This window comes from Paracoccus sp. (in: a-proteobacteria) (assembly GCF_030538695.1).
Lineage (GTDB): Bacteria > Pseudomonadota > Alphaproteobacteria > Rhodobacterales > Rhodobacteraceae > Paracoccus.
Genome location: NZ_JAUNTN010000004.1, coordinates 55,087 through 80,396, shown reverse-complemented (window position 1 = coordinate 80,396; position 25,310 = coordinate 55,087). Strand labels below are relative to the sequence as shown.

At 65.4% G+C, this 25,310-nt stretch carries 22 protein-coding genes; 15 read left to right on the top strand and 7 right to left on the bottom strand.

Translation table 11 applies throughout. The features are described from left to right. The first annotated feature begins 2 nt into the window (after positions 1-2). From Q4G24_RS03060 to hflX, 7 genes are all read left to right on the top strand, one after another. A complete protein-coding gene (locus tag Q4G24_RS03060; protein WP_303365027.1) occupies positions 3-1,412 on the top strand; it encodes a response regulator in 1,410 nt (469 codons plus the stop codon). A gap of 84 nt (positions 1,413-1,496) precedes the next feature. After that, entirely contained in the window at positions 1,497-3,794 is a 2,298-nt protein-coding gene (locus tag Q4G24_RS03055; RefSeq protein WP_303365026.1) for an ATP-binding protein, read from the top strand. Then, a complete protein-coding gene (locus Q4G24_RS03050; protein ID WP_303365025.1) occupies positions 3,791-5,182 on the top strand; it encodes a sigma-54 dependent transcriptional regulator in 1,392 nt (463 codons plus the stop codon). Before Q4G24_RS03055 ends, Q4G24_RS03050 begins: the two co-directional genes overlap by 4 nt. A gap of 77 nt (positions 5,183-5,259) precedes the next feature. After that, complete coding sequence (trkA, locus tag Q4G24_RS03045; RefSeq protein WP_303365024.1) at positions 5,260-6,636, top strand: Trk system potassium transporter TrkA; 1,377 nt, start codon at positions 5,260-5,262, stop codon at positions 6,634-6,636. Beyond that, on the top strand, positions 6,636-8,249 hold the full coding sequence (locus tag Q4G24_RS03040; protein ID WP_303365023.1) for a potassium transporter TrkG: 1,614 nt from the start codon (positions 6,636-6,638) through the stop codon (positions 8,247-8,249). The genes trkA and Q4G24_RS03040 overlap by 1 nt, the downstream gene beginning before the upstream one ends. 80 nt (positions 8,250-8,329) lie before the next feature. Next, positions 8,330-8,563, top strand: a complete 234-nt coding sequence (gene hfq, locus Q4G24_RS03035; protein WP_107672734.1) for an RNA chaperone Hfq — start codon at positions 8,330-8,332, stop codon at positions 8,561-8,563. After that, positions 8,564-9,895, top strand: coding sequence for a GTPase HflX (hflX, locus tag Q4G24_RS03030; RefSeq protein WP_303365022.1), 1,332 nt, complete (start codon positions 8,564-8,566; stop codon positions 9,893-9,895). 136 nt (positions 9,896-10,031) lie between these two features. Here hflX and typA read toward each other — a convergent pair whose 3' ends face one another. The 4 genes from typA to Q4G24_RS03010 all read right to left on the bottom strand — a co-directional run bounded on the left by typA (position 10,032) and on the right by Q4G24_RS03010 (position 13,461). Next, positions 10,032-11,852 carry a translational GTPase TypA gene (gene typA, locus Q4G24_RS03025; RefSeq protein WP_303365021.1) on the bottom strand — a complete coding sequence of 607 codons (1,821 nt, stop codon included), beginning with the start codon at positions 11,850-11,852 and terminating at the stop codon, positions 10,032-10,034. Between the two features lie 114 nt (positions 11,853-11,966). Continuing rightward, the gene (locus Q4G24_RS03020; protein WP_303365020.1) at positions 11,967-12,122 is read right to left on the bottom strand and encodes a hypothetical protein; all 156 of its coding nucleotides are present in this window, start codon (positions 12,120-12,122) and stop codon (positions 11,967-11,969) included. A gap of 20 nt (positions 12,123-12,142) precedes the next feature. Beyond that, positions 12,143-12,913, bottom strand: coding sequence for a hydroxypyruvate isomerase family protein (locus Q4G24_RS03015; protein WP_303365019.1), 771 nt, complete (start codon positions 12,911-12,913; stop codon positions 12,143-12,145). Beyond that, positions 12,910-13,461, bottom strand: a complete 552-nt coding sequence (locus tag Q4G24_RS03010; RefSeq protein WP_303365018.1) for a DUF1285 domain-containing protein — start codon at positions 13,459-13,461, stop codon at positions 12,910-12,912. The genes Q4G24_RS03015 and Q4G24_RS03010 overlap by 4 nt, the downstream gene beginning before the upstream one ends. Positions 13,462-13,526: 65 nt before the next feature. Between Q4G24_RS03010 and Q4G24_RS03005 the strand changes: the two genes are divergently transcribed. The 8 genes from Q4G24_RS03005 (at position 13,527) to lpxB (ending at position 23,574) form a co-directional block, all read left to right on the top strand. Further along, positions 13,527-14,528, top strand: a complete 1,002-nt coding sequence (locus Q4G24_RS03005) for a MoxR family ATPase (protein ID WP_303365017.1) — start codon at positions 13,527-13,529, stop codon at positions 14,526-14,528. Next, positions 14,525-15,382, top strand: a complete 858-nt coding sequence (locus Q4G24_RS03000; RefSeq protein WP_303365016.1) for a DUF58 domain-containing protein — start codon at positions 14,525-14,527, stop codon at positions 15,380-15,382. Before Q4G24_RS03005 ends, Q4G24_RS03000 begins: the two co-directional genes overlap by 4 nt. Beyond that, positions 15,382-18,213, top strand: coding sequence for a DUF4159 domain-containing protein (locus tag Q4G24_RS02995; protein WP_303365015.1), 2,832 nt, complete (start codon positions 15,382-15,384; stop codon positions 18,211-18,213). The genes Q4G24_RS03000 and Q4G24_RS02995 overlap by 1 nt, the downstream gene beginning before the upstream one ends. Next, positions 18,210-20,291, top strand: coding sequence for a hypothetical protein (locus Q4G24_RS02990; protein WP_303365118.1), 2,082 nt, complete (start codon positions 18,210-18,212; stop codon positions 20,289-20,291). The genes Q4G24_RS02995 and Q4G24_RS02990 overlap by 4 nt, the downstream gene beginning before the upstream one ends. An 81-nt stretch (positions 20,292-20,372) precedes the next feature. Next, positions 20,373-20,849, top strand: coding sequence for a 3-hydroxyacyl-ACP dehydratase FabZ (fabZ, locus tag Q4G24_RS02985; RefSeq protein ID WP_303365014.1), 477 nt, complete (start codon positions 20,373-20,375; stop codon positions 20,847-20,849). Then, positions 20,842-21,639: an acyl-ACP--UDP-N-acetylglucosamine O-acyltransferase gene (lpxA, locus tag Q4G24_RS02980; RefSeq protein WP_303365013.1), complete on the top strand. Its 798-nt coding sequence runs from the start codon at positions 20,842-20,844 to the stop codon at positions 21,637-21,639. The genes fabZ and lpxA overlap by 8 nt, the downstream gene beginning before the upstream one ends. Further along, positions 21,636-22,445, top strand: a complete 810-nt coding sequence (locus Q4G24_RS02975) for an LpxI family protein (protein ID WP_303365012.1) — start codon at positions 21,636-21,638, stop codon at positions 22,443-22,445. Before lpxA ends, Q4G24_RS02975 begins: the two co-directional genes overlap by 4 nt. Next, positions 22,420-23,574: a lipid-A-disaccharide synthase gene (lpxB, locus tag Q4G24_RS02970; RefSeq protein WP_303365117.1), complete on the top strand. Its 1,155-nt coding sequence runs from the start codon at positions 22,420-22,422 to the stop codon at positions 23,572-23,574. Before Q4G24_RS02975 ends, lpxB begins: the two co-directional genes overlap by 26 nt. Here lpxB and Q4G24_RS02965 read toward each other — a convergent pair. The 3 genes from Q4G24_RS02965 to Q4G24_RS02955 form a co-directional block, all read right to left on the bottom strand. After that, positions 23,549-23,899, bottom strand: a complete 351-nt coding sequence (locus Q4G24_RS02965) for a RidA family protein (protein ID WP_303365011.1) — start codon at positions 23,897-23,899, stop codon at positions 23,549-23,551. The genes lpxB and Q4G24_RS02965 overlap by 26 nt on opposite strands. Before the next feature lie 3 nt (positions 23,900-23,902). Beyond that, on the bottom strand, positions 23,903-24,658 hold the full coding sequence (locus Q4G24_RS02960; RefSeq protein WP_303365010.1) for a sulfite exporter TauE/SafE family protein: 756 nt from the start codon (positions 24,656-24,658) through the stop codon (positions 23,903-23,905). A gap of 63 nt (positions 24,659-24,721) precedes the next feature. Beyond that, positions 24,722-25,144, bottom strand: a complete 423-nt coding sequence (locus Q4G24_RS02955) for a DUF411 domain-containing protein (RefSeq protein ID WP_303365116.1) — start codon at positions 25,142-25,144, stop codon at positions 24,722-24,724. Positions 25,145-25,310 lie beyond the last annotated feature (166 nt).

Sequence of the window (25,310 nt, the reverse complement as noted above, 5' to 3'; positions counted from 1 at the left end):
CCATGGACGGCACCGTTCTGATCGCTGACGACGACCGCACCATCCGCACCGTTCTGACGCAGGCCCTGACCCGTGCCGGGTGTCGCGTTCATGCCACCGGCAGTCTTGGCCAGTTGCAACGCTGGGTCGAAGAAGGCCGGGGTGATGTCGTCGTGACCGATGTGATGATGCCTGACGGCAACGGCATTGATATGATCCCCGCCATTCGCCGGGCGCGGCCGGACCTGCCGGTGATCGTGATTTCGGCGCAGAATACCATCGTGACCACGATCCGCGCGACCGAGGCGGATGCCTTTGACTACCTGCCCAAGCCTTTTGATCTGCCCGACCTGATGGCGCGCGTGCGGGCCGGGCTGGAGCGGCGGGCGAAATCGCGGCCTGAGCCGGTGCCGGATATGCCTGCGCTGCCCGCACAGGATGCGGGCAAGCTGCCGCTGATCGGTCATGCGCCGGTGATGCAGGCGTTGTTCCGCTCGGTCGCGCGGGTGCTGAACGCCGATCTGCCGGTGCTGGTGACGGGCGAGGCGGGGGCGGGCCGCAGCCTTGTCGCCCGCAGCCTGCATGAGCTGTCCGACCGCCGCGACCGTCAGCTTGGCGTGCTGACCGCCCATGACGCCAGTGCCGAAACCCTGAACCGGCTGGCCCGTGACCTGCCCGGCGGAACGCTGATCGTCGAGGATGCTGCCGGGCTGGATGCGGCTGCGCAGGCGCGGTTGGTCGGGCTGCTGGAGGATTGGGAGGCAAGCGCCGCCCGTGGTGGTCCCGTCGCCCCGCGGATCATTGCCACCGCCGGCCCGGACCCGCAGGAGGATCTGGCCAGCGGGCGGCTGCGGGCGGATCTGTATTACCGGCTGGCCGGAGTGACGCTGACGGTGCCGCCGCTGCGCCGTCGGGTCGAGGATATCCCGGCGCTGGCGCAGCACTTGCTGACCCGCGCGGCGGCGCAGGGTCTGCCGGAACGCAGCCTGTCGGATCAGGCGGAAGCGGTGATCCGCGCCCATCCATTCCCCGGCAATGTGCGTGAATTGGAAAACCTGCTGCGGCGTCTGGCCGTGACCGCACAGGGGGCCGAGATCAGCGGCGATGAGGCCCGTGCCGCGCTGAATGATGGCCCGATGCCTGCTGTCTCGCGCAATGTGTCGCCGGTCGAAGGTGCTGATGGCGGGCTTGCCCAGGCGGTTGAGGCGCATCTGCGTCGCTATTTCGCGCTGCTGGACGGGCAGTTGCCGCCTGCGGGTCTTTACGACCGGGTGATTGCCGAGGTGGAGCGTCCGCTGCTGGATATCGCCCTTGATGCGACCAGCGGCAATCAGCTTCGTTGTGCCGAAATGCTGGGGATCAATCGCAATACTTTGCGCAAGAAACTGACGGATCTGAATATCGAGGTGACACGCCGCCGCAAACTGATGTAAAAGGGCCACAGGGCCGGGCGTTATGGCAACAGCCTGGCAAATGGTGACACGGGGTAACCGTGCGCTTTGGCGAATGAGGCATCAGTGGCGGCATCTCTGTCACGGCGAAACTGGGACCGGCTGGCGCGTCTGCGCCGGGCGCGGCGTGTCCAGAATGGCGCGGCGCTGCTGCTGGTGGTGCTTGGGCCGCTGCTGGCGGCGCTGACCTATGCGGTCATGGGGCCGCTGGGGCCGAGTGTCGCCACCAACGCGCTGCGCCTCGTGCTGTTGGCGGACCTGATCTATCTGATCGTGCTTGGCGGGCTGATGGCGGCGCGGCTGGTGCGGATGCTGGCCGAGGGGCGGCGCTCGCAGGCCGGGTCGCGGCTGCACCTGCGGCTGGCCTCGGTCTTTACGGTGATTGCGCTGGTGCCGACGGTGCTGGTGGCGGTTTTCGCCGGGCTGACGGTGAATATCGGGCTGGAGGGCTGGTTTTCCAGCCGGGTGCAGCAGGTGGTGACGACCTCGATGGAGGCTGCCGTCGCCTATCAGGACGAACATCGCCGTGACCTTGGCAGCGACGCCCGCGCGCTTGGCATCTTTATCGCCGAGGCCGGGCGGCAGAACCCGCTGACCGATGACGGTGTGCTGCGGCAATTGCTGGTGGATGGGCAGGGGCAGATCCAGCGCGGATTGCGGGAAGCCTTTATCATCGACGGCGGCGGCAGTATCCGGGCGCGGGGGGAGCGCAGCTATCTGTTTTCATATGAACAACCCGGCCCCGACCAGATCGCGCAGGCCCGCAGCAGCGGTATTGCGCTGATCGAGGATTGGCAGAATAACGAGTTTCGCGCCCTTGTGCCGCTGGATCCTTTGGTTGACCGGCTGCTGTATGTGACCCGCGATGTGGATGGCAGTCTGCTGGGTCTGTTGGACGACACCCGCGCCACGGTCGGCCAATATCAACAGTTGGAGGCCACGCGCGGTCGGGTGCTGTTCGAGTTCTCGCTGTTGTATCTTGGCTTTGCCCTGCTGCTGGTCGCGGCGGCGATCTGGCTGGGGCTGTGGTTCGCTGAACGGCTGTCGCGCCCCATCGGGCGGCTGGCCGAAGCCAGCGAAAGGGTCGGGGCGGGTGATCTGGATGTGCAGATCGTCGAACCCGACACCGGCGACGAGATCCAGACCCTTGGCGCCAGTTTCAACCGTATGACCCGGCAGTTGAAACAGCAGCGTGCAGAGCTGGTTGAAAGCTATCGTCTGTCCGATGACCAGCGGCGGCTGTTCGATTCGGTGCTGACCTCGGTCACATCTGGCGTTGTCGGCCTGGATGCGGCGGGCGAGATCGACTTTCTGAACCGCTCTGCCACGCGCCTGCTGGGGCTGGACCCGGAACGCGACATCGACGCGCCCTTGCGCCTTGCCGTGCCAGAGTTCGCGGCGCTGTTCGACAAGCTGGAAAGCAGCGTGGCCGAAACCATGCAGGACGAAATCCGCCTGACCCGCGAGGGGCGCAGCGAAAGCCTGCTGGTGCGCATGGCCCGGCGGCAGGCCGAAGGGGGCGAATTGGCGGGCTATGTGGTGGCCTTTGACGATGTGACCGAACTGGTCAGCGCACAGCGCATGGCTGCATGGGGCGATGTGGCCCGCCGCGTCGCGCATGAGATCAAGAACCCGCTGACCCCGATCCAGCTTTCCGCCGAACGTCTGCGGCGCAAGTTTGCCCCCATCGCAGGGGATCAGCGCGAACAGCTTGACAGCTATGTCGATGTGATTATCCGCCAGACTGGCGACCTGCGCCGCATCGTTGACGAGTTTTCCCGTTTTGCCCGGATGCCGGAACCCGACCGCAAGGAAACCGACATCGTGGGCCTGTTGCGCGAAAGCGCACTGTTGCAGCAGGATGCGCTTGGCGGGGCCTTGCAGGTCGCGCTGCCTGACCATCCGGTGACGGTCGATTGCGATGCGGGCATGATGGCGCAGGTGTTTACCAACCTTCTGAAGAACGCGGGCGAGGCCGTTGAAGAACATGCAGAAAATGCCACTGCAGACTGGCGCCCGGCCATTCGCGTTGATCTGTCCGACGACCCGGAAACCGTGACGATCAGCGTGACCGACAACGGCATCGGTCTGCCCGAGGACCGCGCCCGGCTGTTCGATCCTTATGTCACGTTGAAATCCACCGGCACCGGCCTTGGCCTGCCGATCTGCAAGAAAATCGTCGAAGAACATGGCGGCAGCCTGATTCTGACCGACGCGCCTGAGGCCATCTTTGGCCAGCGCGGCGCTTTGGCCCGGATCACTCTGCCGCGCGAACGCCATCCGGTGCGCAGCCGGACCCGGAAATCAGGGCAGACCTCTGATCTGACCCCCGACCAAATCATTGAGCAAGAGGCAGCAAAATGAGTGATATTCTGATCGTCGATGACGAAAAGGACATCCGCGAGCTGATCGCGGACATCCTGCAAGACGAGGGTTTCACAACCCGCACCGCCGCCAATGCCGATGAGGCAATCGCCGCGCTGAACGACGCCGAACCGGCGCTGATGATTCTGGACATCTGGCTGAAAGACAGCCGCATGGACGGGATCGACATTCTGAAACAGGTCAAGCGGGACAACCCTTCGGTGCCGGTGGTGATTATCTCGGGCCACGGGAATATCGAAATCGCGGTCGCGGCGATCCGGCAGGGCGCTTATGATTTTATCGAAAAGCCCTTCAACATCGACCAGTTGCTTGTGGTTATCAACCGCGCCATGGAAACCAGCCGGTTGCGGCGGGAAAACTCGTCCCTGCGGCGTCAGGGCGCTGGTCCGGTCGAGATGACAGGCAGTTCATCTGCTTTCCGGCGGCTGCGGGATCAGTTGGACAAGGTGGCGAAATCCAATGGCCGGGTGATGCTGACCGGAGAGCCGGGGACCGGAAAGGAACTGGCCGCCCGCTATATCCACACCCACAGCCCGCGCGCGGATGCCCCCTTTGTCACTGTATCCTGCGCCACCATTGAACCCGAACGGATGGAAGAAGTCCTGTTCGGCCGGGAAAGCGCCGAGCGCGGCGTGGAAAAGGGTCTGCTGGAACAGGCACATGGCGGGGTGATCTACTTCGATGAGGTGGCCGATATGCCGCTTGGCACCCAGCCGAAAATCCTGCGGGTGCTGACCGAACAGCAATTCACCCGCGCCGGGGGCAGCGACAAGGTGCGCGTCGATCTGCGGGTGATCTCCTCGACCAACCGCGATCTGGCGCAGGAAATCGAGGCCGGGCGTTTTCGGCAGGAATTGTTTGACCGGCTGAATGTGGTGCCGGTTGTGGTGCCGTCGCTGGCGGAACGGCGCGACGACATCCCGGAACTGGCGCAGCATTTCATTGATGGTTTCGTGGACAGTCAGGGGCTTGTCGCGCGTGAGCTGTTGCCGGAAACGATCTCTGCGCTTCAGGCGATGCGCTGGCCGGGCAATATTCGCCAATTGCGCAACATGATCGAGCGGGTGCTGATTCTGGCCGAGGACAGCGGCCCGGTGCAGCCATCCGAACTGGAAACGCAGGGGGCTGGGGCGCAGGTGGGCGATGTGCTGTCGCTTGGCCCGGCAATCACCGCGCTGGCCTTGCGTGAAGCGCGTGAGATGTTCGAGCGTGAATACCTGCTGACGCAGATCGAACGCTTTGGCGGCAATATCAGCCGCACCGCGCAATTCGTCGGGATGGAGCGCAGCGCCTTGCACCGCAAGCTGAAATCGCTGGGTGTGGTCGGAGGCAATCGCAGCGATGAAGACGAGGTGACGGGCAAATAAGGCGGCTTGGCCTTTGATCGTGGATAGCCTAGGCCAAGGACAAGCGAGCCACGGTCAGGCAGGCTGGGGATAATGGCATGAAGATCATTATTTGCGGAGCAGGGCAGGTTGGCTGGCAGATCGCGCGCCATCTGGCGGGCGAGCGCAACGATGTCACGGTGATCGACCAGAACGCCGATCTGATCCGCCGCGCGACCGAGGCGCTGGATGTGCAGGGCGTGACCGGCTTTGCCAGCCATCCCGACGTTCTGGACCGGGCGGGCGCGCGTGATTGCGACCTGCTGATTGCCGCTACCCATTCTGACGAGGTGAACATGGTCACCTGTCAGGTGGCCCATTCGGTGTTTTCGGTGCCGCGCAAGATTGCCCGGCTGCGGGCCGGGGCCTATCTGGATGCGATCTATTCCGACCTTTACCGCACCGATCACCTGCCGATTGACGTGGTAATCAGCCCCGAACGCGAGGTTGCCAAGGCTACGTTGCAACGGCTGCGCACGCCCTCGACCTTTGATTCCGAAAGTTTCCTTGATGGCCGCTTGCAGATGCTTGGCATTGCGCTGGATGAGGATTGCCCGGCGCTGAACACACCCCTGCGCCAGTTGAGCGAGCTGTTTTCGTCGCTGTCGGCGGTGGTTGCCGGGGTGCGCCGTGAAGGCCGGTTGTTCGCGCCGGAACCGGGCGACCAGTTGTTTGCCGGGGATCAGATCTATGTGTTCACGCTGACGCAGGATGTCGCCCGCACGCTGGAAATCTTTGGCAAGCCGCCGATCCGGCCCGAACGCGTGGTCATTATCAGCGGCGGTAATGTGGGCCTTGCCGTGGCGCAATCGCTGGAGCGTGCGCCCGAGCGCATCCGCGCCCGCATTATCGAACGCGACCGCGCAAGGGCCGAGTTCGCGGCGGATTCGCTGGAACGCACCATCGTTCTGAACGGTGACGGTCTGTCGGACGAGCTGATGGAAGAAGCCGCCGTCGATAAGGCCGATGCGGTGTTGGTGCTGACCGATGACGATAAAACCAACATTCTGGCCTCGGTCCGGGCCAAACAGGCTGGCGCCGGGATGGTGCTGTCGCTGATTAACGACCCCAGCCTGGTGTCGCTGATCGACGTGCTGGACATTGATGCCTATATCAACCCGCGGGCAACGACGGTGTCCACCATCCTGCGCCATGTCCGCCATGGTCGGGTGCGCGATGTCTATTCCATCGGTGACGCCGAAGCCGAGGTGATCGAGGCGCAGGTTCTGGCCACGACGCAGATTGCGGGCCGGATGATCCGCGACATCGACTTTCCCGAAGGGGTGTTGCTTGGCGCGGTGCTGAAAGGCAGCCGCATCGTCAGGCCCACGGGCGAGACCCGCATCGACGATGGCGACATCATCGTGCTGTTCGCGCTGACCAAGGATGTGCCAGAGGTCGACCGCCTGCTGCATGTTGCGATCGACTTTTTCTGATGTCGGTGCTGATCCGCCTGCCGCTGTTGGTCGTGTTGATGCTGGTCGGCGCGGCGCTGATGTGGGTCCCGGCCATTCATGCCGGTGTGCTGCGCGATTATCCGGTGTCGCGGGCGTTTCTGTATTCGGGGCTGATTTTCCTGACCCTTGGCGGCATGATCGGACTGGCTTCGGCACGGATGCCAAGCGGGTCACAGGCGTTTCAGGTGCTGGTGGCTATGCTTGGCGCGATGGTGGTTCTGCCGCTGATGCTGGCGGTGCCTTTTGCTGAAAGCCTGCCTGATACGGGCCTGCTCAATGCCTGGTGGGAGATGGTCAGCGCCCTGACCACGACCGGCGCTTCGCTTTACGCACCTGATCGCCTGCCGCCCAGCCTGCATTTGTGGCGGGGGCTGGTTGGCTGGATGGGCGGGCTGTTCATTCTGGTGGCGGCAATTGCCATTCTGGCACCGCTGCATGTTGGCGGGTTCGAGCTGATGGCCTGGCGGCAAAACCGCAGCCAGCGATTTGAACGGCAGGAGGGCGGCAAGACCCGCCCGCACCTGATCCTGCCGGGCCGCAAACCCGAAGCGGATGATCCGGTTGCGCGGGTGCTGCGCGCGGTGTCCGTGGTTTTCCCCGTCTATGCCGGGCTGACGCTGGTTCTGTGGGTGGTGCTGCTGATGGCGGGGGATACGCCACTGGTGGCGCTGTGTCATGCGATGGGAACGATCTCGACCAGTGGCATTTCCGCGACCGAAGGCCCGGTCGGCCAGCGCAGCGGCATGATCGGGGAACTGGCCATTTTCCTGCTGATGATCCCTGCACTGTCCCGGCGCTTCTGGCCCGGCGGGGGAGAGTTGCGGACATCGGACCGGGGCGGCGACGACCCGGAACTGCGCCTGGCAGCAGGGATTATTCTGACTGTCACGGTTGTGCTGCTGGCCCGGCATTTCTTTGGCGCGATCCGGGTCGGGGGAGGTGGTACCTCTGCCAGCGCGATTGCCGGGTTTCTGGATGCAGCTTCGGCGGCATGGGGGGCGGCTTTCAATGCGCTCAGCTATATGACCACGACCGGCTGGAGCAGCACGGCATGGGAGGGCGCGCGCAATTGGTCGGGGCTGTCTGCGCCGGGGCTGATGCTGGCCGGGCTGGCAATCATGGGCGGCGGCGTGGCGACGACAGCGGGCGGCGTCAAGCTGTTGCGGGTCTATGCGCTGGCCCAGCATGGCCGCCGCGAGATGGAACGCATGATCCACCCCCATTCCATCGGTGGTGGGGGCGATATGGCGCGGCATCTGCGTGAAAAAGGCGCGTTTCTGGCCTTTGTGTTCTTTATGCTGTTCGCGGTGACGCTGGCGGTGACGGTGGTTCTGGTCTCGGTCCATGCGATCAGCTTTGACAGCGCGGTGATCCTGTCCATTGCGGCGCTGACCAACACCGGCCAGCTTGCCAGTTCGATCCCGCTGAACCCTGTTCTGGAAGGTGGTGCAGGTGTTGCAGGTGCGCCTTGGGCCGGATGGGCGGGGCTGCCGGATTTCACCAAGGCGGTGCTGGCGGGAACCATGGTCGTTGGCCGGCTGGAGGTGCTGGCGATTCTGGCGTTGTTCAGCCCTGAGTTCTGGCGCCGCTGAAGCCGCAGGCGCTTGCGCCGGGCTGTTCAACCGCCTAGATATTGCGCAAGTAACAAAAACGCCAATAGGGGATGGTGCAAATGGCCGGTGACAAGCAAAATCTTCAGGATGCCTTCCTGAACCATGTGCGCAAGGCCAAGGTGCCGGTCACGATCTTCCTGATTAACGGCGTCAAGCTGCAAGGTGTCATCACCTGGTTCGATAATTTCTGCGTGCTGCTGCGCCGCGACGGTCAGTCGCAGCTTGTCTATAAGCACGCGATTTCAACCATCATGCCCGGTGCGCCGATCAGCCTTTACGAGGGTGAGGACTGATTGCCCGCCGCTGACACCGCCGCCGGGGCCGGGGGGCATGAAACCCACGCCCGCCCGACCCGCGCCTTTGTGATCCATCCCGATTTGGGCGATGGTCGCGGCAATCAGCGCCGCGCCCCTGAACTGGCGCTGGAAGAAGCCGTGGCATTGGCCCATGCGCTGCCTGCTATCGAGATCACCGGGGCCATGGTCGCCCGGCTGCGCAAACCCTCGCCGGGGATGCTGTTTTCCAAGGGCAAGCTGGAGGAGGTTGGCGCCGAACTGGCCGCAGCCGAGGCGGAACTGGTGCTGATCGACGGCCCGGTGACGCCGGTGCAACAGCGCAATCTGGAAAAAGCCTGGGATGTCAAAATCCTCGACCGCACCGGGCTGATCCTTGAAATCTTTGCCGACCGGGCGCGCACCCGCGAAGGTGTGCTTCAGGTGGAACTGGCGGCGCTGTCCTATCAGCGCACCCGGCTGGTGCGGGCATGGACCCACCTTGAACGCCAGCGCGGCGGGCTTGGCTTTGTCGGTGGTCCCGGCGAAACGCAGATCGAGGCTGACCGCCGCGCCATTGACGAGCAGATGACCCGGCTGCGGCGCCAGTTGGAACGGGTGGTAAAAACCCGCACCCTGCATCGCGCCGCACGGGCCAAGGTACCTTATCCCATCGTCGCGCTGGTCGGCTATACCAATGCCGGGAAATCCACTCTGTTCAACCGTCTGACCGGCGCTGATGTGCTGGCCAAGGATATGCTGTTCGCCACGCTGGACCCGACCATGCGGGCGATCCGCCTGCCGAATGGCCGTCAGATCATCCTGTCCGATACCGTGGGCTTCATCAGTGATCTGCCGCACGAACTGGTCGCCGCTTTCCGCGCCACGCTGGAGGAGGTGCTGGAAGCCGACCTGATCCTGCATATCCGCGATATCAGCCATCCCGAAACCGAGGAACAGGCGCAGGATGTGGCGGAAATCCTTGACGGTTTGGGCGTGGATGAAACCGTCACCATGATCGAGGTCTGGAACAAGATCGACATGCTGTCCGACGACACCCGCGCCGCCCTGCGCCGCACCGACGCCCGAACCGAGGGCGTGCAGGCGGTCAGCGCCCTGACCGGCGAAGGGCTGCCCGATCTGGTCGCGGCCATCGACAGCCATCTGGCTGAGGTGCTGAACGAGGCCCGTGAGGAAACCACGCTGGACCTGCCGTTCGCCGCTGCCCGCCGCCGGGCATGGCTGCATCAGGCGGGGGTGGTCAAATCGGAACGCGAAACCGAAACCGGCTGGCAACTGACCCTGCTTTGGACTGCCCGCCAGCAGGGCGAATACGCCGCACTTTCGGAATAAGAAAGGGGGCGCTCGCGCCCCCTCTGGCCTGCGGCCATTCACCCCCGAGGATATTTGGATGAAGAAGAAAGCGGCTTCTTCTTCACTTAAATATCCCACGGGGGTGCGGGGGTGTGAAACCCCCGCTGCTGCCGTTTCAGCTTTCCGCGCGGGCGGCGCGTTTGCGCTCATGCGGGTCAAGGTGGCGCTTGCGCAGGCGGATGTGCTTGGGCGTGACCTCAACCAGCTCGTCATCGTCGATATATGCGATGGATTCCTCAAGGCTCATGCGGACCGGGGGCGTCAGGCGCACGGCCTCATCGGTGCCTGAGGCGCGCACGTTGGTCAGTTTCTTGCCCTTCAGCGGGTTCACCTCCAGGTCGTTATCGCGGGAATGTTCCCCGATAATCATGCCCTGATAGACCTTTTCCTGTGCGCCGATGAACAGCTTGCCGCGTTCTTCGAGGTTCCACAGCGCATAGGCTACCGAATCGCCGTCCTCCATCGAGATCAGAACGCCCTGACGGCGGCCCTGAATGTTACCCTTGAACGGGGTCCAGCCGTGGAAAATGCGGTTCAGCACACCATTGCCGCGGGTATCGGTCATAAACTCGCCGTGATAGCCGATCAGCCCGCGTGACGGCACATGCGCGACGATGCGGGTCTTGCCGTGGCCTGCGGGTTTCATCTCGACCAGATCGCCTTTGCGGTCGCCGGTCAGCTTTTCGATTACCGCGCCGGTGTATTCGTCGTCCACGTCGATGATGGCTTCTTCGACCGGCTCCATGCGCTGCCCGTCCTCGTCACGGTAGATCACGCGGGGGCGCGAGATCGACAGTTCGAACCCTTCGCGGCGCATGTTCTCGATCAGCACACCCATCTGCAATTCGCCCCGCCCCGAGACGATGAAGGCTTCCCCGCCGGGGGTGTCCTCGACCCGGATGGCGACGTTTGATTCGGCTTCTTTCATCAGGCGCTCGCGGATGACGCGGGACTGCACCTTGTTGCCGTCGCGGCCCGCCAGCGGCGAATCATTGATGCCAAAGGTGACGCTGATGGTGGGCGGGTCGATTGGTTGCGCATCCAGCGGGGCATCGACCTCGGGCGCGCAAAGCGTGTCGGCCACGGTGGCCTTTGCCATGCCGGCGATGGTCACGATGTCACCGGCCACGGCCTCGTCGATGGGCTGTTGGGTCAGCCCGCGAAATGCCAGCACTTTGGAAATGCGGAACTGTTCCACCCGTTCGCCGTCGCGGGACAGCGCCTTGATGGTGTCGCCCGGTTTGGCGGTGCCGGATTCGACGCGGCCGGTCAGCAGGCGGCCCAGGAACGGGTCGGCGCCCAGTGTGGTGGCCAGCATACGGAAGGGTTCGGACTGATGCGCGATCTGCGCCGGGGCAGGGACGTGGTTCACGATCAGGTCGAACAGCGCCGACAGATCCTTGCGCGGCCCATCCAGCTCCGCATCGGCCCAGCCGCCGATGCCGCTGGCGTAAATATGCGGGAAATCAAGTTGTTCGTCATTGGCACCGAGGTTGGCGAACAGGTCGAACACCTCATCCAGCGCCTTGTCGGGGTCGGCGGCGGGCTTGTCCACCTTGTTCAGCACCACGATCGGGCGCAGCCCCAAAGCCAGCGCTTTGGAGGTCACGAACTTGGTCTGCGGCATCGGGCCTTCGGCGGCATCGACCAGCAGGCAGACGCCATCCACCATGGACAGGATGCGTTCGACCTCGCCGCCGAAATCGGCGTGGCCGGGGGTGTCCACGATATTGATGCGGGTGCCTTTCCATTCGACCGAAGTGGCCTTGGCCAGAATGGTGATGCCGCGTTCACGTTCCAGATCGTTGCTGTCCATGGCGCGTTCTGCCACGGCCTGATTCTCGCGGAAGCTGCCGGATTGTTTCAAAAGCTGGTCAACCATGGTGGTTTTGCCGTGGTCAACGTGCGCGATGATCGCGATGTTGCGAATGTCCATTTTGGGGCCTTTTGCGTCAAGTTGACGCCCCCTAACGCGGTTGCCCCGGAATTGCCAGCACAGATGCAAAAAGGGGCACCGGAAGGCGCCCCTTTGCGACATCGTCCTGCCGGATCAGCGCAGGCCGAGCATCCCCAGAATGAACAGAACAACGACGACCAGACCGACCAGATAGATGATAGAGTTCATGGTTTTTGCCTCATTAACAGGCCGCTTGGCGCGGCGGGTTGCATTGTGGTGACAACCGCGTGACGCCCGCGTGGGTTCCATCCTGTTGCCGGTAAAAATGATCAGGCGTTGGCTGACAGCTCTTGTTTCAGCCAGCCCAAACCTGCGGCCGTGGTCCTGAACGGCACATATTCGGCTGAGATCCAGCCGCGATAGCCAGCGGCCTCGGCGGCGCGGAAGAACCGGGGAAAGTCGATGACGCCGTGATCGGGTTCATGGCGGCCGGGATAGCCGCCGATCTGGATGTGGCGGGCCAGATGGCAATGCTGGTCCCAGGTGCCGATCACATCACCGGTCAGCCGGTGCGCGTGATAGGCGTCGAATTGCAGGCCAAGGTTGGGCTGGTCCACCTCTGCGATGATCTCGGCGGCCAGATCGAAATTATCCAGAAAATAGCCCGGCATGTCCTGCGGGTTCAGCGGCTCGATTGTCAGGCTGGCGTGGGGCGCGCGATTGCAGGCCCAGCGCAGGTTCTGTACCATGGTGTGATGGGCCTCGTCGCCTTTGAAACTGCCGGACATCAGGTGAATATGGCGGCAACCGAGCATCTGAGCATAGCGCAGGGCGCGGTCGAAATCATGGCGGAACCGGGGGCGTCCGTCAGGATCGGCGGCAAAGCCGCGTGGCCCGCCCGCCCAATTCGCGGCGGGGGCGTTCAGCAAGACGAACTCCAACCCCTGCTTTTTCGCGGCCTTGGCCAGATCCTGCGCCGGAATGTCATAGGGGAACAGCATTTCCACCCCCTCGAACCCGGCTTTTTTCGCGGCAGCAAAGCGGTCGAGAATCGGCATCTCGATAAACAGAAAGGTCAGATTGGCGGCGAAACGGCTCACGGCTGGCCCTCCAACGGAAAGAATACGTTTTGCGAGGTCACGCCCGCGCGGCCGTCGGGACCAGACGTGGCCCGTGTTGCCAGCCGGTAAAAGGTTTTGCGGTCGATCAGCGCCCACAGGTCGGGGCGCACCAGCACATAGGGGCGCGGGGTGCCATCCGGCGCAAAATCCACCCGCAGGGGGTTCTCTGGTCCGGCGATCACGGGCGGGGCATAGTTGATCTGAAACCGCAGCCCCTCGGGCGTGTCGTCCAGATCGGTAGCCAGAAATGGCGCGTCCTGCACAGTAATACCCAGCTTTTCCACCGGCGTGACCAGATAAAAGCGGTTATCTTCATATTTCAGGATATTGGCGAAAAGCTGCACCAGCGCCGGGCGGGTGATGAGGGTGCCTTCATGCCACCAACTGCCGTCGGCGCGGATGGTCAGGTCCATCTTGCCGCAATAGGGCGGGTTCCACAGATGCACCGGGGCCGGGCGGCTGCCTTTGCCCGCTGCGGCCAGACGGGCGGTGGGATCATCGGCGGGTTTGTGATCTTTATCGGGCATGGCTCTGGTGGTCTGTCCGGCTTTCATTGAATATGATGGTGATAACGCAGGAACAGGGGCTTGTCATGGTGGAGGATACGGATCTGGTGAAAGCGGTGGAAAACCTGACCGCGCGGCTGGCCGAGGCGCGTGCCAGCGCGGAACGGCGCTTCGTCGGTCAGCATCAGGTGGTCGAGCAGGTTCTCGCGGCCATTCTGTCGGGCGGCCACGCGCTGCTGGTCGGGCAGCCGGGCTTGGGGAAAACCATGCTGGTCGATACGTTAGCCACGGTGTTGGGGCTGGATCAGGCCCGTATCCAGTTCACCCCTGATCTGATGCCAGCTGATATTCTGGGGTCCGAGGTTCTGGACAGCGATCCTGACGGGCGGCGGGTGTTCCGCTTTGTCGAAGGCCCGGTTTTCACGCAACTGCTGATGGCCGACGAGATCAACCGCGCCAGCCCACGCACGCAATCGGCGCTGTTGCAGGCCATGCAGGAAGGCGAAGTGACCGTCGCCGGTCAGCACCGCCCGTTGGGCCGCCCGTTTCATGTGCTGGCGACGCAGAACCCGATCGAGCAAGAAGGCACCTATCCGCTGCCCGAGGCGCAGCTTGATCGTTTTCTGGTGCAGGTCGATGTGGGCTATCCTGACCGTCAGACCGAGGCTGCGATCCTCTTGGCCACCACCGGCACCGAGCAGGGAAAGCCGCATCCGGTCTTTGATGCGGCGGGGCTTTTGGAGGCGCAGGCGCTGATCCGGCGGATGCCGGTGGGGGAAAGCGTGATGGCGGCGATCCTTGATCTGGTTCGTGCTGCGCGCCCCGGCACGCCAGAGGCTGCGGCCTGGGTCAATGATGCGCTGGTGTGGGGGCCGGGACCGCGGGCAGCACAGGCGCTGATGCTGGTCTGCCGGGCGCGGGCGGTGCTGAACGGGCGCTTTGCGCCGACGCTGGAGGATGTCGACCAGATGGCTGCGCCTGTGCTGCGGCACCGCATGGCGCTTGGCTTTGCAGCCCGTGCGCAGGGACAAAATGTGGCTGAGATCATTGCCCGCCTGCTGGCGGAACGCGAGCGGCTGGCCGCGTGAGCAGGTCGCCCACCTTCGCAGGTTTCCGTGCGCAGGCCGAGACCGTTGCGGCCAGCCTGCCCGTGCTGCTGCTGGCGGCCGAGCGGCTGGCGGCTTCGGTCGCGCCGGGGGCGCATGGTCAGCGTCGGGCCGGGACGGGCGAGGATTTCTGGCAATATCGTCCGGCGCAGGACAGTGACCCGGCGGGGCTGATCGACTGGCGGCGCAGCGCCCGATCTGACGCGCGTTTTGTGCGCGAACGCGAGGTGCAACGGGCGCAGGCGGTGCAGCTTTGGGTGGACCCGGCGGCGGGGATGAACTGGCGCGGCGCGGATCGTCGCCCGACCAAGGCCGATCGCGCCCGGCTGTTGGCGCTGGCGCTGGGGCTGGTCGCTCTGCGCGGGGGCGAGCGGGTGGCCGCGCTGGGGCAGACCCCGCGACCGGGCCGGGCGCAGGCCGATGCGCTGGCCGTCAGTCTGATGCAGGATCAGGCGCTGGATGCGGGTGCGGTTCAGCCTCGGACGCGGCTTGTGTTGTTTTCAGATTTTTTTGATAATTCAATGGGACATGAAAAGTTCCTCGAAGCCGTATCGGCGGCGGGCCTGTCGGGCGTGCTGGTCCAGATTACCGACCCGGACGAGGAAACCTTCCCCTATTCCGGTGCCATCCGGTTTGAGGCCTCCGCAGGCGCAAGCCCTGCGCATTTGACTCGTGACGCGGCGGGGCTGCGGGCGGCCTATCTGGCGCGGCTGGCCGATCATCGCGCCGCGCTGCACGATCTTGCCGCCCGTCACGGCTGGCGTTTTGAACGTCACGACACCGGCGCGGAACCCGCCCCGGCGCTGGCCCGCATCATGCAGGCGCTGGAGGGCTGATGCTGTATCTTGGCCCGCTTGGTTTCACGGCCCCCTGGCTTTTGGTGGCGGCGTTGGCGCTGCCGCTGTTGTGGCTGATCCTGCGGGCTTTGCCGCCTGCGCCACGCCGGATCGTGTTTCCGGCGGCGGGGCTGCTTGCCGGGTTGCGGGATGCGCGGCAACAGGCGCGGCGGACGCCGTGGTGGCTGATGCTGCTGCGGTGTCTGGCGCTGGCGGCACTGATCGCGGCGCTGGCGGGGCCGGTCTGGCGACCTTCGGCTGCGGTGCCGCAGGACGGGCCGCTGCTGGTGGTACTGGATGCGGGCTGGAGTGCTGCGCCCGGTTGGGACGGCGCCCGCGCCCGTGCCGTGCGCGAACTGCGGCAGGCCGAGGCGGCAGGCCGTCCGGTGGCGCTGCTGCTGGGGGATGGCCGGGCCGGGTTGCGCAGCGATGCCGTGGCGCTTGCCGAGGCGGCGCAGCCCGCCGCATGGCAGACCGGCTATGCACATGATGCGTTGCAGGATGCGCCGGATCGGCTGACGACGCTGTGGCTGTCCGACGGGCTGGACCATCCGGGCCGGGCGGCGCTGCTGTCGGCGCTGTCAGCGCGGGGGGTGGTGACGGTGGTGTCGCAAACCGTTCCGGTTCATGCGCTGGAACTGACCTCTGATGAGACCCCGGCGCTGCGGCTGTTCTCGACCACGCCTGAAGCGCCCGAGGTTGAGGCGATCGGGCCTGATCCGCAGGGTATTCCTCGCGTTCTGGCCCGGCTGACCACCGGCGCGGCGACCACCCGCGCAGGCATCACCCGCCGCGACATTCCCATCGACCTGCCGCCAGAGCTGCGCAATCGCGTGACCCGTTTCGCGGTTGCCGGGACGGCCTCGGCAGGGGCGGTGCTGCTGACCGATGACCGCACCGCCCGGCGCAAGGTCGCGCTGGTGGGCGATGACCGCATGACCGAGGCGCAGGCGCTGTTGTCGCCCTTGCACTATCTGCGGCAAGCGCTGACCGGGGTGGACCTGATCGAAGGTGGGCTGGCCGATGTGCTGCAAGCCGCGCCGGATGTGATCGTGCTGGTCGATCAAAGCGCCGCCCCCGAGGCCGCCGCCCTGTCGCAATGGGTCACGGGTGGCGGCTTGCTGATCCGCTTTGCCGGCCCGGCGCTGGCCTCGGACCCGGCATTGGTGGGCGAGCCGCTGTTGCCCATTGTTCCCCGTCCCGGTGGGCGGGAAATCGGCGGCGCTTTGTCCTGGGGCGATCCGCGCGGGCTGTTGCCATTCGCGGCGGACGGCCCTTTCGCCGGGCTGGTCCCGCCGGATGAAGTCACGGTGCGGGCGCAGCTTATGGCGCAGCCGATGCCGGACCTTGCCGCCAAGACGCTGGCGGCGCTCGCGGATCAGACGCCTCTGGTCACGCGCGCGTCAGTCGGTGACGGGCAGGTGGTGCTGTTTCATGTTACGGCCAATGCGGATTGGTCGGGGCTGCCGGTCTCGGGGCTGTTTCCGCAGATGCTGGCGCGGCTGGTGGCCTTGGCGCGGCAGCCGCTTGCCGAGGCCCCGGCGGCGGATCAGCCCGCGACCCATTGGCAGGCGGTGCAGGTGCTGGATGGCTTTGGCCGTGCTGGTGATCCGCAGGGGCTTGCGCCGGTGCCGCAACCCGATCTGGCGGATGGCCCCGCGCCGGGGCGTCCGGCGGGGATATATACCGCAGGCGAGCGTCGCCGCGCCCTGAACGCGGGTGCTGCGTTGACCCTTGCCGACTGGCCCGGTGCGACGGTCGAGGCCGCCCATGCCGCCGCCGGATTGTCGCTGCGGCCGTTCTTGCTGATGCTGGCGGGACTGGCGCTGCTGGCTGATGTGCTGGCCTCGGCGGCGCTGGTGCGGGGCGGGCGAAAGGGCGGGCGGGTTGCCGCGCTCGTGCTGCTGACCGGTCTGTCGCTGCTGGCCGTGCCGTCGGCCCCCATGGCGCAGGAGGTCCCCGATAATCCCGAACCCAAGCTGGTTGCCGCCGCCGCTCAGATCGCGCTGGCCTATGTCGAGACCGGCGATGAGGCGCTGGACCAGACATCTTATCAGGGCCTTGCCGGGCTGTCGCGGGTGCTGTCCCTGCGCAGTTCGGTCGAGCCGGGCGAGCCGGTCGCCATCGACCTCGATCAGGACGATTTATCGCTGCTGACCCTGCTCTATTGGCCCGTGACCGAGGATCAGCCACTACCCACGCCCGAGGCTTACCTGCGGCTGAACCGTTTTTTGCGTCGGGGCGGGGTGATCCTGTTCGACACCCGCGACGGCGATCTGGCCGGGATCGGCGGACCTGACCGCGCGGCGGCGCTGCAACGGCTGGCCGCACCGCTGGAGATCCCGCCGCTGGCCCCGGTGCCGCGCGACCATGTGCTGACCCGCAGCTTTTACCTGCTGGACGCCTTTCCGGGCCGCTATGACAGCGGCCAGCTTTGGGCCGAGGCCGCGTCGGAAAGCGCCGCCAGCGCCGAGGGCGTGCCGTTTCGAAACCTCAATGACGGCGTGTCGCCGGTGCTGATCGGCGGTAACGACTGGGCGGCCGCCTGGGCCATCGACGACCGTAACCTGCCGGTTTTTCCGGTCGGGCGCGGCTTTGACGGCGAACGTCAACGCGAGATCGCCTATCGGTTCGGGGTCAATCTGGTGATGTATGTGCTGACCGGGAACTATAAATCCGATCAGGTCCATGTCCCGGCTTTGCTGGAGCGTCTGCGCAGCGAGGATGCGGGTGTGACGGACGCAGGGCCGGGCGTGGACATAGGGCCGGGGGATCAGCCGCTGACGGGCGGCAATCCGCTGTTACAGCAACTTGTTCCGGGGCTGGACTGATGCGGCTGGTGTTTGATCCTGCGCTGTCGTGGTGGCTGATGGCCGCAGTTGGGGGGCTTGGCCTGCTGGTTGCGGGCTTTGCCCTGTGGTGTGGGTTGCGCGGCTGGCCGTGGCGCGGGCTGGCACTGGTGCTGCTCGGGGCGGCGCTGGCCGGGCCGGGACTGGAAAGCACCGACCGCAGCCCGCTGTCTGATATTGTGATCCTGCTGGATGACCGCAGCGCCAGTCAGCAGATCAGCGACCGGCCCGCGCAGCTTGACGCGGCGCTGGCGGGGCTGAGCGAACAGATTCAGGCCCTGCCGGGGGTCGATCTGCGCCGGGTGACGGTGGGCGATGATCCCGATGGCACCCTGTTGGGACAAGCCCTGATCCGCGCCATTGCGGCCGAACCTGCCGAGCGGCTGGCCGGGGTGATTGCCCTGACCGATGGCCGGTTGCATGACCCGGCCAGCCTGCCCGCCGATCTGCCTGCGCCGGTTCACACGCTGCTGACGGGGCAGCCGCAGGATTGGGACCGGCGGCTGGTGGTGGTCGAAGCTCCCGGTTTTGGCCTGATCGGTCAGCCTGTGCCCCTGCGGCTGCGGGTCGAGGATCAGGGCGCAGTTCCCGTCGCTGTCGCAGGTCAGCCTGCCCGGCTGCGGATCAGCCGTGACGGCGGTGCGGATCAGGTGATCGACCTGCCGCCCGGCATTGATCTGGACCTGCCGGTGGCGGTCGAGCATGGCGGGGCGAATATCGTCAGCCTGTCCATTGATGCGCCCGAGGCGACCCCGCGGCAACTGACCGACCGCAACGACAGCGCCGTGCTGACCATTCAGGGCGTGCGCGACCGGCTGCGGGTTTTGCTGGTCTCGGGGCAGCCTCATGCGGGGGAACGAACCTGGCGCAACCTGCTGAAATCCGATCCGGCGGTGGATCTGATCCATTTCACCATCCTGCGGTCTCCCGACAAGGGCGATGGCGCGGCCCCGAATGAAATGGCGCTGATCGCTTTTCCGACCGAAGAACTGTTTATGAACCGGATTCAGGATTTTGACCTGATTATCTTTGACCGCTACCGGGTTCAGGGCATTTTGCCGGTAGAATATTTCGACAATATCCGCCGCTATGTGCAGGAAGGCGGGGCGATTCTGGTCGCGGCGGGGCCGGAAATGGCCGGTGTGCAAAGCCTGAACCTGTCGCCGCTTGGCACGATTTTGCCTGCGCGTCCGACCGGGCGGGTGGTGGACGCTCCGTTCACGCCCGAACTGACCGATGCAGGCCGCCGCCATCCGGTGACGGCGAATCTGCCCGGCGCAACTGCCGAAGGTGTGCCGGAATGGGGCCGGTGGCTGCGCCGTCAGTCGGTGATCCCCGATCCCGCTGCGCAGGTGGTGATGGCGGCAGAGGGCGAGCCGCTGCTGATCCTGAACCGCGTCGGCAAGGGTCGGGTGGCGCTTTTGGCCAGCGATCAGGTCTGGCTATGGGATCGCGGTTTCGAGGGCGGCGGCCCACAGCTAGAGCTGCTGCGCCGCATCGCGCATTGGTCGATGCAGGAACCTGATCTGGAGGAGGAATCCCTGTCTGCCAGCGCCTCGGGGCTGGTGGTCAGCGTCATCCGGCAAAGCCTGTCCGGCACGGTCGGCGCGGTCACGATCACGGGTCCCGATACTGACACCAGCCTGACCCTGAATGAAACCGCACCGGGCCTTTTCACCGGCCAATGGACCGCCCCGGCCCCCGGTCTTTACCGGCTGAGCGAGGGCGGTTTGTCGCGGCTGGTCGCGCTTGGCCCGCTGGCCCCGCGTGAGTTTCAGCAAACCGTGGCAGACGGCGCTGCACTGGAACCGCTGGCGCAGGCAAGCGGCGGTGCGGTGCTGAACCTTTCGGATGGCACCCCGCAGATCCGTCGCGTGGCGATGGGGCGGCCAGCGCAGGGGCAGGGCGTCTCGGGCGCGTGGATCGGGCTGCGCGAACGCGGGGCGCAGGCGGTGGGGGCGGTCTCGCGCCGCCCGCTGCTGCCGGAATGGGGCTGGCTGGCGCTGATCGCCGGGGCGGCTCTGGCGGGCTGGCTGGCCGAGGGGCGGCGGCGCGGCTAAGGCTGCGCGCCTGCCCGCATGTCCTTGCCAAGCCAAGGCCCGGTTGTTAACCCGTGGGAAACTTGCCTGAAAGGACGGATCATGGCCGCTGACATCCAACCCGCCCCCTATACCGAGGCCGACCTGAGCCTTATCAAGCGGATCATTCCGCATCGCTATCCGTTCCTGTTCATCGACAAGGTGCGCGACATCGTGCCGAATGAATCGGCGGTCGGCATCAAGATGGTCACGAATAATGAGCCGCATTTTCAGGGTCATTTCCCCGATCAGCCGGTTATGCCGGGCGTGACCATCGTCGAGGCGATGGCGCAGACTGCCGCCATTGTCGTGGGCATCAGCATGAACATCATCGACCGCCCGATGCTGACCTATTTCATGGGCATCGACGGCTGCAAGTTCCGGCGCATGGTGGTGCCGGGTGATATGCTGGAGCTGCACGTTCAGGCCAAGCGCGGCGGTGGCAAAATCTGGAAGTTCGAGGGCCGTGCGCTGGTCGATGGCCAGCTTGCCGCGCAGGCCGAGTTCACCGCCATGATGGCGGAAAAGACCGATGACTGACATGCTGATCCACCCGTCGGCGGTGATCGAGCCAGGCGCAGAGATCGGGCAGGGCGCAGAGATCGGCCCGTTCTGCGTGGTCGGTCCGCAGGTGCGTATCGGTGATGGCGCAGTGTTGAAATCCCATGTCGTCGTGACGGGCGAAACCGTGATCGGCGCGGAAACCGTAATCTACCCCTTTGCCTGCATCGGTGAGGTGCCGCAGGATCTCAAGTTCCGGGGCGAAAGCACCCGGCTGGAGATTGGCGCCCGCAACCGCATCCGCGAATATGTGACGATGAACCCCGGCACCGAAGGCGGCGGCGGGGTGACGCGGGTGGGTGATGACGGGCTGTTCATGGCGGGCAGCCATGTCGCCCATGACTGCCAGATCGGCAACCGGGTGATTCTGGTGAATAACGTCGCCATCGCCGGGCATTGCATTTTGGAAGATGATGTGATCGTCGGCGGGCTGTCGGGCGTGCATCAATTCGTGCGCATCGGGCGTGGGGCGATGATCGGCGCGGTCACGATGGTGACGGCGGATGTGATCCCCTATGGTCTGGTGCAGGGGCCGCGCGGCCATCTGGACGGGCTGAACCTTGTGGGTCTGAAGCGCCACGGCGCCAGCCGCGCCGATATTGCCGCGCTGCGTAACCTGCTGGGTGATCTTGGGCAGGGCAGTTTCCGTGACACCGCCCGCGCCCGGCAAGAGGCCGGACCCGTCACCGACCGCGAGGCCGAGGTTCTGGCCTTTATTCTTGGCCCCTCGGATCGGTCTTTCCTTGCGCCGCATCAGGTGCATCCATGAGCGATCTGGCGATTATCGCAGGCAATGGCGGCCTGCCCGCCGAATTGCACCGTCGTCAGCCCGATGCGGCGCTGTTCGCGCTGGAAGGGTTCGGCGTGGGCCTGCCTGCGACCCCGTTCCGGCTGGAACGGCTGGTGCCGTTTCTGGACGGGCTGACTGAACAGGGCATCCGCCGGGTCTGTTTCGCGGGCGCAATCCAGAGGCCCCGGCTGGACCCGGAAATGTTCGACAACCGCACTGCCACGCTGGTGCCGCGCATCCTTGCTGCCATGCAATCGGGCGATGATGGCGCGCTGCGCGAGGTGATTGCGGTGTTTGAGGAATGGGGGATGCAGATTGTCGCGGCCTCTGACATCGCGCCGGATCTGGTGCCGGGCGATGCTGTGCTGACGGGCGAGCCTTCCGCGCGGGATCAGCAGGATGCAGCGCGGGCCAAGGGCATCGTGCAGGCGCTTGGCGCATTGGACATCGGGCAGGGCGCGGTGGTCTCGGCCGGGCTGTGCATCGCCGTGGAAACCCTGCCGGGAACCGAGGCGATGCTGGCTTTCGTGGCGCAACACACCCCCAAGGGCGGGGTGCTGTTCAAAGCCCCGAAACCCAGGCAAGACCTGCGCATCGACATGCCCGCCATCGGGCCGGAAACCATCACGCAGGCGCAGGCGGCGGGGCTGACAGGCATCGCCTTTCAGGCTGGCGGGGTGCTGCTTTTGGAACGCGATGAGGTGATCCGCCGGGCGCAAACTGCCGGGATCAGCCTGTGGGGGATCACGGATGCAGGTGCTGAAGGTCTTTCTGATCGCGGGTGAAGCCTCTGGCGACCGGCTTGGCGCGGCACTGATGGCGGGGCTGCGGGAACTGGTGCCGGGCGTCAGCTTTGACGGGGTGGGCGGTCCTTTGATGCAGGCGCAAGGGCTGGTCAGCCGTTTTCCCATGTCGGAACTGTCGGTCATGGGGCTGGCCGAGATCCTGCCCAAATATTTCCACCTGAAACGCCGTATCCGCGAATGTGCCGATGCGGTCATTGCCACTCGGCCTGATGTTCTGATCACCATTGATGCGCCGGATTTCGGGTTGCGGGTCGCGCGGCTGGTACGGGCGGCGATCCCGGATCAGCGGACGGTGCATTATGTGGCACCCTCGGTGTGGGCATGGCGTCCGGGGCGGGCGGCAAAAATGGCGCGGGTGATTGACCATGTGCTGACGCTGCTGCCGTTCGAGCCGCCGCTGATGCAGGCCGCCGGGATGAGCAGCGATTTCGTTGGCCATCCGGTTGTCTCGGAAACCCGTGCAACCCCTGCCGAGGCGGCGGCGTTTCGTGCAGCCCATGGTGTCAGCGGGCCGCTGTTGCTGATGCTGCCGGGGTCGCGCGGGGGCGAGGTTGCCCGGCTTGGGCCGCGCTTTGGGCAGGCGGCGGGGCAGCTGGCGCAGCGCCATCCGGGGCTGCGGGTGGCGGTGCCGGTGGTGCCGCATCTGGCTGATCGGGTTGCAGATATGGCCCGCGACTGGCCCGATCCGATCCTGATTTCCGACCCCGACGAAAAGCGCGCTGCCTTTGCCGCTGCCGATCTGGCGCTGGCGGCCAGCGGCACGGTCAGTCTGGAGCTGGCGGCGAATGGCGTGCCGATGGTGATTGGCTATGACGCCGCATGGCTGACGCGGGTGATCGTTCAGGCGATGCTACGGGTGGATACGGTGACGTTGGTCAATCTGGTCAGCGAAACGCGGGTGGTGCCGGAATATATCGGCCCCGATTGCAACCCGCCTGCCTTGGCGGCGGCGCTGGATCGTCTGCTCTCTGACCCCGCGGCGCGGGCGGCGCAGCAGATGGCGATGGAGGTGACGATGAACCGTCTTGGCCGTGGAGGGGAAGCGCCGGGCCTGCGCGCGGCGCGTTCCGTGTTGGGCTACCTTAGCTCTGCGCCGCGATCACGATGATCTCGACCTTGTAATCGGGGGTGGCCAGCTTGGCCTCGCCGGTGGCGCGGGCGGGGGTTGCGCCCTGCGGCACCCATGCGTCCCAAACCGCGTTCATTTCCGCGAAATCGGCCATGTCGGCCAGCCAGATGGTTGCCGACAGGATGCGGGTCTTGTCGCTGCCTGCGCGGGCCAGCAGATCCTCGATCTGCGCCAGAATTGTGGTGGTCTGCGCCGTCACCGATTCGCCGGGCTGGCCAACCTGACCGGCCAGATAGACCAGACCGTTATGGATGACGCCCTGGCTCATGCGCGGGCCGGAATCGAGGCGGGTAATGTCGGACATATCTTATGCTCCTGCGAAAAGGCGGTAAAAGAACACGACCGTCATGCCGAAACCGACCGCTGCGATCAAGCCGCGAAGGGCTGGAACCGGGATTTTCCGTGCCACCGGCGCACCAAGATAGCCGCCAAGGACCGTGCCTATGCCCATCCACAAGGCAGCCAGCCAGATCACCTTTCCACCCGCCGCGAAAATCGCGCAGGACACCAGCGACAATGCGAAACTCAGCCAGCATTTCAGCCCGTTCATCTGGTGCAGGTCGCTCATGCCCCACAGCGCGAACAGCGCCAACAGGATGATTCCCAACCCGCCGTTGAAATAGCCGCCATAGATGGCCACCGGCAGCATGGTCCCGGCCCCAAAGGCGGTGACGCCAGCCCGGCTTTGCGCCGCCCATTCGCGGATGCGCGGTCCCCACAGGAAAACCACCGTTGCGGCCAGCAGCAAAAACGGCACCAGCAGCGCAAAAGCCTTATTCGAGGACACCAGCAGCAGCCCGGACCCGATCATGCCGCCAAGCACGGTCCAGATGGTCAGCCGTCCGATCAGTCGCCGCTCCAGCGCGGCAATGTCGCGGCGAAACCCGATGGCCGAGGCCAGATAGCCCGGCAGCGCCGCCACCGTGCTGGTTGCATTGGCCGCCACCACCGGCACCCCCGCCGCCACCAGCGCCGGAAAGGTGATAAATGTGCCGCCTCCTGCCACCGCATTCAGCATCCCGCCGAAAAAGCCCGCAATCAGCAACAGCAACCATTCCGCCATGATGCCCCCCGAATCCTCACTGTCGGCCAGACTGACCCCGCTGCGTCAGGGGTTCAAGGGGCGTCAGGCAGCGGGATAATGGTTAAAGATTCTGGTCGTGCCGTCCTTGCGGATCAGGTGAACGTCATAGGCTTCGCGTTCGGCTTCCGGCCCCATGCCGGGAGACCCCCAAGGCATACCCGGCACCGACAGGCCGATGGCATCAGGGCGACTGTCCAGCAGGCGTCGGATGTCGGCCAGTGGCACATGACCTTCGATCACATAGCCTTCAACGCGGGCAGTGTGACATGAGGTCATAGCGGGAGGGATGCCTGCTTTTGCCTTTAACCGGGCCAGCGCATCGTTGGGCATATCCTCGACCGTGACCGGGAAACCAGCCTGTTCGACAAGGGCGATCCAGTCGCCGCAGCAACCGCAATTCGGATCTTTCACGACATGGAACGCCGGATAGGTGGTTTTTGCGCGGACAGGCAGTGCTGTCAGCATCACCCCGGTGATGGCCGAGGTCAGCAGCGCCCGGCGCGACAGGGCGGTGGATCGGTTTGCGGCAGACATGATGCCCCCTTTGGTCAATGCTGACCCATTCGTAACCGGGCCGGGATGCAACGGCGAGGCATAAAGCCATGACGCCGGGTGGCGAGATGCCGCAGGA

What these genes read in the sequence shown, in the direction of transcription:
- Q4G24_RS02960 (WP_303365010.1), bottom strand. Translation starts at nt 24,658, where the DNA reads ATGGCGGAATGGTTGCTGTTGCTGATTGCGGGCTTTTTCGGCGGGATG.
- Q4G24_RS03010 (WP_303365018.1), bottom strand. Translation starts at nt 13,461, where the DNA reads ATGCCCGATAAAGATCACAAACCCGCCGATGATCCCACCGCCCGTCTG.
- Q4G24_RS02955 (WP_303365116.1), bottom strand. Translation starts at nt 25,144, where the DNA reads ATGCTGACAGCACTGCCTGTCCGCGCAAAAACCACCTATCCGGCGTTC.
- fabZ (WP_303365014.1), top strand. Translation starts at nt 20,373, where the DNA reads ATGGCCGCTGACATCCAACCCGCCCCCTATACCGAGGCCGACCTGAGC.
- hfq (WP_107672734.1), top strand. Translation starts at nt 8,330, where the DNA reads ATGGCCGGTGACAAGCAAAATCTTCAGGATGCCTTCCTGAACCATGTG.
- Q4G24_RS03020 (WP_303365020.1), bottom strand. Translation starts at nt 12,122, where the DNA reads ATGGAACCCACGCGGGCGTCACGCGGTTGTCACCACAATGCAACCCGC.
- Q4G24_RS02995 (WP_303365015.1), top strand. Translation starts at nt 15,382, where the DNA reads ATGCTGTATCTTGGCCCGCTTGGTTTCACGGCCCCCTGGCTTTTGGTG.
- Q4G24_RS03060 (WP_303365027.1), top strand. Translation starts at nt 3, where the DNA reads ATGGACGGCACCGTTCTGATCGCTGACGACGACCGCACCATCCGCACC.
- Q4G24_RS03040 (WP_303365023.1), top strand. Translation starts at nt 6,636, where the DNA reads ATGTCGGTGCTGATCCGCCTGCCGCTGTTGGTCGTGTTGATGCTGGTC.
- Q4G24_RS03005 (WP_303365017.1), top strand. Translation starts at nt 13,527, where the DNA reads ATGGTGGAGGATACGGATCTGGTGAAAGCGGTGGAAAACCTGACCGCG.
- lpxA (WP_303365013.1), top strand. Translation starts at nt 20,842, where the DNA reads ATGACTGACATGCTGATCCACCCGTCGGCGGTGATCGAGCCAGGCGCA.
- trkA (WP_303365024.1), top strand. Translation starts at nt 5,260, where the DNA reads ATGAAGATCATTATTTGCGGAGCAGGGCAGGTTGGCTGGCAGATCGCG.
- typA (WP_303365021.1), bottom strand. Translation starts at nt 11,852, where the DNA reads ATGGACATTCGCAACATCGCGATCATCGCGCACGTTGACCACGGCAAA.
- Q4G24_RS02975 (WP_303365012.1), top strand. Translation starts at nt 21,636, where the DNA reads ATGAGCGATCTGGCGATTATCGCAGGCAATGGCGGCCTGCCCGCCGAA.
- Q4G24_RS02965 (WP_303365011.1), bottom strand. Translation starts at nt 23,899, where the DNA reads ATGTCCGACATTACCCGCCTCGATTCCGGCCCGCGCATGAGCCAGGGC.
- Q4G24_RS03050 (WP_303365025.1), top strand. Translation starts at nt 3,791, where the DNA reads ATGAGTGATATTCTGATCGTCGATGACGAAAAGGACATCCGCGAGCTG.